The organism is Phenylobacterium sp. (assembly GCF_030693805.1).
GTDB lineage: Bacteria > Pseudomonadota > Alphaproteobacteria > Caulobacterales > Caulobacteraceae > Phenylobacterium.
Window position 1 is genome coordinate 1 of record NZ_JAUXZW010000372.1, and the last position, 9430, is coordinate 9430.

Consider the following 9430-nt stretch of genomic DNA (forward strand, 5'->3'; position numbering starts at 1 on the left):
GATCACCGGGCTGGCGCGCCTGGCGCTCCAGTTCAGCATCGGGCCGCTGTACAGCGCGGCGGGGCGATCAAGCGATGCGGTCTGCACGGGCGCGACGGCGATCGGCGCGGGCGCGCGCGCCGGACCGTAGCGGTCCTGCACCGACTGGGCGGCGGCGGCGGAGGCGCCCGCGAAAACGCAGACGGCGGCTAAGGCGAGGGTATGGCGCATGCCGGCATAGCTGTACCGGAAAGCGGCTTAACCGGCGCCTAACGGCCCCGCCACCAGCGCAGCGCGGCGCGCTCCAGCGCCTCGAAAACGGCGTGCAACACCGCGCCCAGCACGCCCAGCACGACCAGGGCCGCGAACATGCGGGCGGTCTGCAGCCGGTTGCCGGCCTCTAGAATTCGCCAGGCCAGACCTTGCGCGCCGCCGGATCCGGCGACGAACTCGGCGACGACGGCGCCGATCACCGCCAGGCCGGCCGCGACCTTGTGGCCTTCCAGTACGAACGGCGCGGCCGAGGGCGCGCGCAGGCGCAGCAGTCGTTGCGTGCGGGTCGCGCCATAGAGGTCGAACAGCCGCTCCAGGTCGGGATCGGCCGACTTCAGTCCTGTGACCGCGCCGGAGAAGATCGGAAAGAAGGCGACGACCGCGGCCAGCGCCACGATGGCGCGCTGGGGATGATCTAGTCCCGCCCAGATCACCACCAGCGGCGCGATCGCCACCACCGGCGTGACTTGGAGGACGACGGCGAGGGGTTGGACCGCGCGTTCCAGCAGCGGGCTCAGGCCCACCGCCAGCGCCAACCCCTGGGCGAGAACGCTGGCGACCAGCAGCGCGATCAGCGCCATCTGCAGAGTGTTCCATGCCGACGTCAGCAAGGTGGGCGCATCGGCGACCAGCGCCTGCGCCACCGCCGATGGCGCGGGCAGGAAATAGGCTGGCACGTTCATGGCGCGGCAGCTGATCTCCCAGATCGCCAGCAGCACGACGATCAGCGCGATCGGCGCCAGGAACTCGGCCAGCCGCCTCATGCCGCCGCCATCCCCTGGGCCAGGCGCATCGACACCTGCTCCACCGTCTCGCGGAACACCGGCGTGGTGCGGAACCCGGCGGGGCGGGGCAGAGGCGCCTCCACCACCGTCTCGCCCAGCGAACGGCCTGGGCCGCGGCTCATGACGATGACGCGCGAGGCCATGTACACCGCCTCCTCGACACTGTGGGTGACGAACACCACCGCCGGCTGAGCGCCGGCCCACAGCGACAGCACGTCGTCGGCGAGCGCGCGCCGGGTGATCTCGTCGAGGGCGGCGAACGGCTCATCCAACAGCAGCAGGCGAGGATTGGTGACCAGGGCGCGGGCCAGCGACACCCGCATCGCCATGCCGCCGGAAAGCTGCGCCGGCCTCGCGGTCTCCGCGCCCGACAGGCCCACTCGGGCCAGAGCCTCCGCCGCCCGGGCGCGGGCGGCAGGGCGCGCCACGCCCGATAGCTCCAGCGGAAGCGCGACATTGGCCTGGGCGGAGAGCCAGGGCGCCAAGGTGGGCGACTGGAACACCACGGACGTCTCGCCGCGCTCCGCCGCACGCGTCACCCGGCCTCGGGTCGGCTGCTCGAGGCCGCCCAGCAGGCGCAACGCCGTCGACTTCCCACAGCCCGATGGTCCCACGAGCGCGGTGATCTGACCGTGTTCCAGCGCCAGGCTGAACGGCCCCAGCGCCTTGCCGCGGTTCGGATAGTCGACCTCGACCTCGTCAAGGGCTGCGAAGGTCACGGGGCGGGCTGGGCCGTGAATTGCAGGGTGTAGGCGCTCTTCGGATCCAGGGTCTTGGGATAGACGCCCTGACCCGCGGCCATGGAGAAGAATTCGTTCCAGCGCGCGTCGGTCATCACCCCCAGCCCCGCCTTGGCCGCATCGCCGCCGTCGACCAGGCCGGCGGCCTTGATCTTGGCCCGCGCCTGATCGAGCACGTCCTGGGTCATCTCCGGGTTCGCCTTGCGGATCAGCGCGTCGCCGGGGGCGGCGTCGCCGTCGATGTAGCTTTTCCAGCCGGCGGCCGAGCCCTCCACGAACGCCTGCACCGACTTCGGGTCCTTGTCGATCAACGTGGTCGAAGCCAGCACCATGGCCGCGTAGCCGGGGAAGCCCTCGTCGGCCAGCAGGAACACCTTGGGCTTCAGCTTGGCCTCCTTCTCCAGGGTGTAGGGCTCCGACGTCAGATAGCCCTGCTGGGCGACCCGCTTGTCGGCCAGGAACGGCGCGGAGTTGAAGGTGTACTTGCGCACCTGGTCGTCTGTGAATCCGTACTTCGCCTTCAGCCACACCCAGAAGGCGGTGACCGAAGCGTCCGCGAGCAGGATCGGATGGCCCTTCAGATCGGCGATCTTCTCGATCCCCTGGTCCGGATGGGCGATCAGCACCTGCGGGTCCTTCTGCATGAACGCCGCCACCGCTTTCACCGGCGCCTTCTCCTGGGCGAGGTTCATGACGATGAAGCTGTTGGAGCCCATTCCCATATCCACCGACCCGGCGGCCAGCAGTTGCGGCACGTTCACACCAGGACCGCCCTGGATGATCTCCACCTTGAGGCCACGCTTGGCGTACTCGCCGGTCGCCAACGCCTGATAAAATCCGCCCTGTTCGGCCTGGGCGCGCCAGTCGGTGGCGAAGCGGATGGCGGTGGGCTCACCGGGCTGCGGGGCGGCCGCCGTCTTGTCGGACGCGGCGGGCTGGCAGGCGCAGAGCATGGCGGTCGCCAGGGCGGTGGCGATCAGTCGGAGGGGGTGCATGCGGAATTCCCGAGCTTGAGCGTGCGCAAGCCTAAGGCGGCAGGCGGCGTCTTCCAAGGCGCCGCCTGCAACAGGACGCCGCATAGCAAGAGGGCGGCGCTTCGGTCGCCCGATGCGTCGCCCTCTCATCCAGACCCCCTGCGGGTTCTGCGTCTCCAGGTGGTCCGCGACTTCGATTGACGGGCTTCCCCGTAGGTTTCCATCGCGTCCAGGGTTCTCGCTTCGAACGTGGCTGGGTCGCCCCGGCCTCGTCGCTTCGTGAACCGCTCGCTTCTGCTTTCCGGTCGCCCGGTCCGCGTGCGCTGCATTCCCTTCGACGTCTTGACCTTGGCTCCAAACCTTGTATGAAGCAACCGCCCGAATTCGCCCCACTGAGGATGATTCGGTTGATAGCCTGTGGATCGCCTGCGCATGGGCCTCGGATTCCGCAGTTGAATCAAAAGTTAACGGTCATCCACCGACGCGCGCGCGGCCTCGCGCCGATGCATTCAACTCCGCGTGAAGCTTCTGCGCTCCCTCAGCGGCCGGCCGCCATCGCCTCGCGCCGCTCTTCCAGGGACAGCCATTCCTCCTCGGTGTCGGCGAGTTGGCGGCGCGCGGCGTCCAGGGTCTTGCTCACGCGCTGGAACGCCGCCGGGTCACGGCCGTAGAGTCCGGGATCGGCCAGCTCTAGTTCCAGCGCCGCAATGCGGCCGGGCAAGGACTGGCTCAGCGCCTCCAATTCCTCGAGCCGACGCTGGTCCTTGTATGACAGCTTAACGGCGCGGGCTGGCGCGGGTGGAGGAGCCGGCGCGGCCTTGCCTGGCGCGCCTCTCGCGGGCGACGAGGCCACCGCCTGGAAAAACCCGGGGTTCTGGGTCAGGAAATCCTCCCAGCCGCCCGGCGTCTCCACCACACGGCCCGAGCCATCCAGCGCAATCGTCGACGTCGCCAGCCGGTCGATGAAGTCGCGGTCGTGGCTGACCAGGATCAGCGTCCCCTCATAGTCGGCCAGCAGATCCTCGAGCAGGTCGAGGGTGTCCATGTCCAGGTCGTTGGTCGGCTCATCGAGGACCATGACATTGGCGGGTTTGGCCAGCGCCGCGGCCAGCAGCAGGCGGTTGCGTTCGCCGCCGGAGAGGCTGCGCACCGGCTGGCGCATCTGGCTCTCGCGGAACAGGAACTCCTTGGCGTAGGCGGTGACGTGCTTGGGCTGGCCGCGCACCATCACCTGGTCGCCGCCCAGGGGGGTGAGGATGTCCTTCAGCGTCGCCTCGAGTGAAAGGTCGGCGCGAGCCTGATCGATGTAGGCGATCTCCAGCCCCGTCCCCAGCTTCACCTCGCCGCTGTCGGGGGCGAGCTGGCCCAGCAACAGCTTGACCAGCGTGGTCTTGCCCGCACCGTTCGGCCCCACGACCGCGACGCGGTCGCCGCGCAGGATGCGGGTGCTGAAGTCCTTCAGCACGGTGCGTGCGCCGAACGCCTTGGCGATCGACTTGACCTCGGCGACCCGCTGGCCGGAGACGCCGGCGTTGGCGATCTCCATGCCCAGGCCGCCGCGCACCTCGCGCAGCCGGTCGGCCTTGGCCTCGCGCAGGGCGACGAGGCGCCGGCGTCGACCCTCGTTGCGCGCCCGCCTGCCGGTGACGCCGCGCGCCATCCAATGCTGTTCGCGCTGCAACGACTTGTCGAGCTTGCGGCCTTCCTCGGCTTCGGCGTGGTTGATCTGTTCGGCCCATTCGTCGAAGGCCGCGAAGCCCTTGTCCAACCGGCGCACCGTGCGGTGCTCCAGCCAGAAGCAACGCCCGGTCACCCGCTCCAGGAAGGCGCGGTCGTGGCTGACGATCAGGGCCGCGGCGCGCGAGGCGCGCAGCTCGGTCTCGAGGATCTCGATGGCCAGGATGTCGAGGTGGTTGGTGGGCTCGTCGAGCAACAGCACGTCCGGTTTCTCGGCGAAGGCGCGGGCCAGGGCCGCGCGGCGGATCTCGCCGCCGGAGAGACCGGTTGCGGCCTTGGCGGGATCGACCCCGAAAGCCTCGAGCGACGCGCTGGCCTCGTGGTCGGCGGCGCCGCCCTTTGTTGCGTAGTCCAGCAGCGTCGCGCCGGTGATGAGCGGTTCCTGCGGCACGAAGGCGATGCGCGCGCCGGGGCTGGCGGTGCGTTCGCCCGCGTCCGGCTCTGCCTGGCCGGCCAGCATGCGCAGCAACGTCGACTTGCCGGTCCCGTTGCGGCCCACCAGGCAGGCGCGGGCGCGCGGCTCCAGCGCCAGGTCGACGCCGTCGAACAGCATCAGCGGACCGTCGGCCAGACGGACGTCCTTGAGGGCGAGAATGGGCGGCTTCATCCAGCGCAGGGAGATAGCGCCCTTTGCGCCGCCCGCAAGCGGCGTTGGAGAATAGGCGGATGGCGGACTGCCGTCAGAACGGCGGTTCCGCCTCGGAACCTTGGGACCACGCCGCGTCCTCCTCGTCGGCCGAGGTGCGGGCGAAGGCGGCGGACAGGTCTTCGTAGAAGCCGCCCTGATCGGCTTCGTCCACCGCCGGCGCTTCCGGCTCCAGCGGTCCCAAGTCCTGACTGGGCGCGGTGACGCTGGGCAGCAGCCAGTCGAAGTCGCGCGGCGCCAGTCCCTGATGGGCGACCACCATGAACCTGCGCCACATCCCCGCCGGAGCGTCGCCGCCGGTCACCTTCCGCATCGAGCGGCCGTCGTCGTTGCCCACCCAGACTGCGGTGGCGAACTCCGGCGTGAAGCCGACGAACCAGGCGTCGCGCCAGTTCTGGCTGGTGCCGGTCTTACCCGCCGCCGGCCAGCCGAAATTCGCGCGCTTGCCCGTGCCCGAGGTGATCACGCCCTGCATCATCCGCAGCATCAGTCCGGCGCGCGCCGCGTCGTAGGCGGGGGCCGGCGCGCTGGGCAGATGGACCACCACCCGTTCGCCGCCGACCGTGCGGACTTCTTCGATGATGTAGGGCTGCACGCGCCCGCCGGCCTGCTGGAACACCTGGAAGGCGCTGGCCATCTCTAGCACGCTGACTTCGTAGGCGCCCAACGCCACCGACAGCCCCGGCTCGTCCGGCAGGCTGGTGAAGCCGAAACGCCGGACCAGCGAGCCGATCGCCGCGGGTCCCGCCTCCTGGGCCAGCCGCACCGCCACGGTGTTGATCGACCGGGCCAGGGCGGTCTGCACCATCACCGCGCCATAGTGACCGCCGCCATAGTTCTCGGGGCTCCAGCGGCCGATGCGCAGCGGCGCGTCGACGCGGATGTCGGTCGGCCGCACGCCGCGCTCCAGGGCGGCGGCGTAGATGAACGGCTTGAAGCTGGACCCTGGCTGGCGGCGGGCCTGCACCGCGCGGTTGAACACGCTGGAGGCGTAGTCGGTCCCGCCGACCATGGCGCGGATGCCGCCATCGGGAGCCAGGGAGACCAGGGCCGCCTCCGACATCCGCGAGGCGCGGCCTTCGGCTCGAACCGTCTGGCGCAGGATCTGGGCGGCGCTGCGTTGCAGCTTCGGATCGATCGACAGGCGCACCAGCAGGTCGGGCGAGTTCGGCCCGGCCATGCGGATCGCTTCGGTCGCCGCATAGTCGAGCGCCCATCCGAAATCGCCGTCGTCGGCCTGAGCGGTCGCCGCGAGCTTGGGCGGGGCGGCGATCGCGTGCGCCTCCTCCTCCGCGGTGATCCAGCCTTCACGCTGCATGCGGTGCAGCACCATGTGCGAACGCGGCAGCGCCTGGTCCATGCCGTGGTTCAGCGCCAGCCTCGTCGGCGCCTTGGGGATCGCCGCCAACAGCGCGGCTTCCGGCAGGGTGAGCTGGGTCGCCGGCTTGCCGAAATAGGTGCGCGACGCGCCGTCGAGGCCGAAGGTGTTGGCGCCGTAGTAGACGCGGTTGAGGTACAGTTCGAGGATCTCGTCCTTGCTCAGCAGCCGGTGCAACCGCTCGGCCAGCACCGCCTCCTGCACCTTGCGCCGGAAGGTCTGGTCCGGGGTCAGGAACAGCGTCTTGGCGAGTTGCTGGGTGAGGGTGGAGCCGCCTTCGACGATCTTCCCCGCCTTGTGGTTGGCGAACGCCGCGCGCCCGATCGCCCACAGGTCGACCGCGCCGTGGCTGTAGAAGCGCCGATCCTCGGCGGCCAGCATGGCGCGTGGCACATAGGCTGGAAGCTGCGCCACAAACACCTGGTCGCCATACCGCGGGCCGCGCTCGGCGATCGGTTGGCCGGTGCGGTCGAAGAACTTGATCGCCGGCGTGCGGTTGAAGGCATAGAGCTGCTCGCGCGCCGGCAGCGGCGGCAGGTCGGTCAGATAGGTCTTCTGGACCCAGACCGCGGCGGCGAGCCCGCCCACCGTGACGAGCACCGTCAGCACGCCCAACGCCGCGAGCGCCCGACGCAGCAGCCATCCGCGGCGTCGCGGCGGCTTGTCCGGGCGAGGCGCGGGGTCCTTGCGGGTGTGGGAACCTGGGATCACAGCGCTCTGCAGCCTGGTCGGCGGTTGGTTAACCGGCGGGTTTGGTTTAGGACGGCTCGCCCATGGCGACGAGACCTTTCTGGGAGACCAAGACCCTCGCGCAGATGACCGTGCGCGAATGGGAGAGCCTGTGCGACGGCTGCGGGCTCTGCTGTCTGGTTCGGTTCGAGGAAGAGGACACGGGCGAGATCATTCCGACGCGGGTGCATTGCAAGCTATTCGACAGCCAGGCCTGTCGCTGCATGGACTATGCCAACCGCAAGCGCCATGTGCCCGATTGTATCAAACTCACACCCTGGAACATCGACGCGCTGGAGTGGATGCCGCTGAGCTGCGCCTATCGGCGCATCAATGAAGGCCGTGGGCTGTCGGACTGGCACCCGTTGGTGAGCGGCGATCCTGAAAGCGTCCATGCGGCGGGTATCTCGGTGCGTGGCCAGACGGTCAGCGAGGCGGCGCTAGCGGATTCCGAGGACGCCCTCGACTTCGCCGCCTGGGACCTGCTGCGCGACCGAAGCGACGACTAAGGTCGCGTGGGCTCGGGAGGAGCCTCCGGCGGACCGAAGCGGTTGGCGTCCTTTTCGCCGGGCAGCGCGCCCAGGTAGATCAGCATTGTGACCATCATGGTCAGCGCGATCAGCATGCCGCCCATCAGGATGCCCAACGCCGGCGAGGGGCCCGCCGGCGCGTCCTTCGACAGCACCTCCGGCCCTCCGATCATCACAGCCAGACCGATGGTGACCACCATCACCACGGTGGGAACCACGTACCACCAGCCGGTGCGGCCGTGATCGTGCAGCCGCTTCACCGTCAGGCACAGCCCGGGGTAGAACAGCGCCGCCTGAGCCGCCCAGCTCATCAGGTTCGAGCGCATCTCGGCGTCTTCCTTCGGCATGTTGTCGAGCGCCCAGGCGGTCCAGACGCTGATCGGGATGCTGATCAGGAACGCCGCCAGGATCAGGAATAGATATCCCCGCCAGAAGCTCTTGCGCCCGATGCGGCCCGAAGGCGTGAGCAGCAGCGTCTCCAGCGACATCTCGACACCCCGAATAGGATGGCCCGGCCAGCGGACGCATCGTGAACCTGAAGTCATGCTGCGCCGGACCCGCCGCAGCCATCTCTTGCACCTGGGATAGAAGCCGCCCAAATCAGGGGCGTTGAACCCGCATTATTTCGAGGAAGTCCTTGGCGCGCGATCCCTATCAGGAACTGGGCGTATCCCGCAGTGCGAACGCCGATGAGGTCCGCAAGGCGTTCCGTAAGCTCGCCAAGCAGCACCATCCGGACGCCAACCCCGGAAATAAGGCGGCCGAGGAACGCTTCAAGCAGGTCAGCGCGGCTTTCGACATCGTCGGTGACGAGGCAAAGCGCAAGAAGTTCGACGCCGGCGAGATCGACGCCGATGGTCGCGAGACCATGCGCGGTGGTTTCGGCGTCGGGCCGGGCGGTCCCTTCGGCGCCGGCGGCGGTCCGCGCGGAGGAGCCTACCGGTCGGAAAGCTTCGAGGGCGTCGACCTCGGCGATATTCTGGGCGAGATGTTCAACCGGGGCGGCGCACCACGTGGCGGCGGCGGGGCCGGCGGCGGATTCGGCGGTTTCTCGCAGCGCGGCGCCGATGTGCGCGCGAAGCTGGAGATCGACCTCGAGGAGGCGATCGCCGGCGGCAAGAAGCGCATCGCCTTCTCCGACGGCCGCACCATCGACGTGACCATCCCCAAGGGCGCTCAAGAGGGCCAGACCCTGCGTCTCAAGGGGCAGGGGGCGCCAGGCCGCACCGCGCCCGGTGACGCCTTCATCGAAATCAGCGTCAAGCCGCACCCGGTCTTCAAGGTCGAGGGCGACGTGCTGGTGATGGATCTGCCCGTGAGCGTCTATGACGCCGTCCTGGGCGGCAAGGTCGAGGCGCCGACGCCGGAAGGCGCGGTGACGCTGACCGTGCCGAAGGGGTCGAACAGCGGCGCGCGGCTTCGCCTGAAGGGGCGCGGCCTGCCGAACGGCCAGGGCAAGCGGGGCGACCTCTTCGCGCGCCTGGTGATCACCCTGCCGGAAACGCCGGATCCGGAACTCGAGGCCTTCGCCGAGGCCTGGCGCAAGGACCGCGCCTACAAGCCGCGTCGCCGGGCGTGAACGCCTGCGCGGGGCGGGTATTCACCCTGGGTTCAGGGCGCACAGGCTATCTGCTGACCGCATGACCCGGCTCCTCGCCA

General features: G+C 69.5%; 9 protein-coding genes. 2 read left to right on the forward strand and 7 right to left on the reverse strand.

Features of this window, described 5'->3' with window-relative positions; all coding sequences use genetic code 11:
• The 6 genes from Q8M88_RS14720 to Q8M88_RS14745 all read right to left on the reverse strand — a co-directional run.
• Positions 1-210 (reverse strand): hypothetical protein (locus Q8M88_RS14720; RefSeq protein WP_305597910.1); only part of this gene is annotated, 210 nt, incomplete at its 3' end.
• Positions 211-248: 38 nt separating this feature from the next.
• Entirely contained in the window at positions 249-1016 is a 768-nt protein-coding gene (locus tag Q8M88_RS14725) for an ABC transporter permease (RefSeq protein WP_371132725.1), read from the reverse strand.
• Positions 1013-1756, reverse strand: coding sequence for an ABC transporter ATP-binding protein (locus Q8M88_RS14730; protein WP_305597911.1), 744 nt, complete (start codon positions 1754-1756; stop codon positions 1013-1015). The genes Q8M88_RS14725 and Q8M88_RS14730 overlap by 4 nt, the downstream gene beginning before the upstream one ends.
• Positions 1753-2772 carry an ABC transporter substrate-binding protein gene (locus tag Q8M88_RS14735; protein ID WP_305597912.1) on the reverse strand — a complete coding sequence of 340 codons (1020 nt, stop codon included), beginning with the start codon at positions 2770-2772 and terminating at the stop codon, positions 1753-1755. Before Q8M88_RS14735 ends, Q8M88_RS14730 begins: the two co-directional genes overlap by 4 nt.
• Positions 2773-3289: 517 nt before the next feature.
• Entirely contained in the window at positions 3290-5095 is a 1806-nt protein-coding gene (locus Q8M88_RS14740) for an ABC-F family ATP-binding cassette domain-containing protein (protein WP_305597913.1), read from the reverse strand.
• A 73-nt stretch (positions 5096-5168) separates the two neighbouring features.
• Positions 5169-7343 carry a transglycosylase domain-containing protein gene (locus Q8M88_RS14745; protein ID WP_305597918.1) on the reverse strand — a complete coding sequence of 725 codons (2175 nt, stop codon included), beginning with the start codon at positions 7341-7343 and terminating at the stop codon, positions 5169-5171.
• Here Q8M88_RS14745 and Q8M88_RS14750 point away from each other — a divergent pair.
• On the forward strand, positions 7286-7750 hold the full coding sequence (locus Q8M88_RS14750; protein ID WP_305597914.1) for a YcgN family cysteine cluster protein: 465 nt from the start codon (positions 7286-7288) through the stop codon (positions 7748-7750). The genes Q8M88_RS14745 and Q8M88_RS14750 overlap by 58 nt on opposite strands.
• On the opposite strand, the gene Q8M88_RS14755 is transcribed toward Q8M88_RS14750, so the two are convergent.
• A complete protein-coding gene (locus Q8M88_RS14755; RefSeq protein WP_305597915.1) occupies positions 7747-8259 on the reverse strand; it encodes a DUF805 domain-containing protein in 513 nt (170 codons plus the stop codon). The genes Q8M88_RS14750 and Q8M88_RS14755 overlap by 4 nt on opposite strands.
• Before the next feature lie 149 nt (positions 8260-8408).
• On the opposite strand from Q8M88_RS14755, the gene Q8M88_RS14760 reads away from it, so the two are divergent.
• On the forward strand, positions 8409-9350 hold the full coding sequence (locus Q8M88_RS14760; protein ID WP_305597916.1) for a J domain-containing protein: 942 nt from the start codon (positions 8409-8411) through the stop codon (positions 9348-9350).
• Positions 9351-9430: the final 80 nt, after the last annotated feature.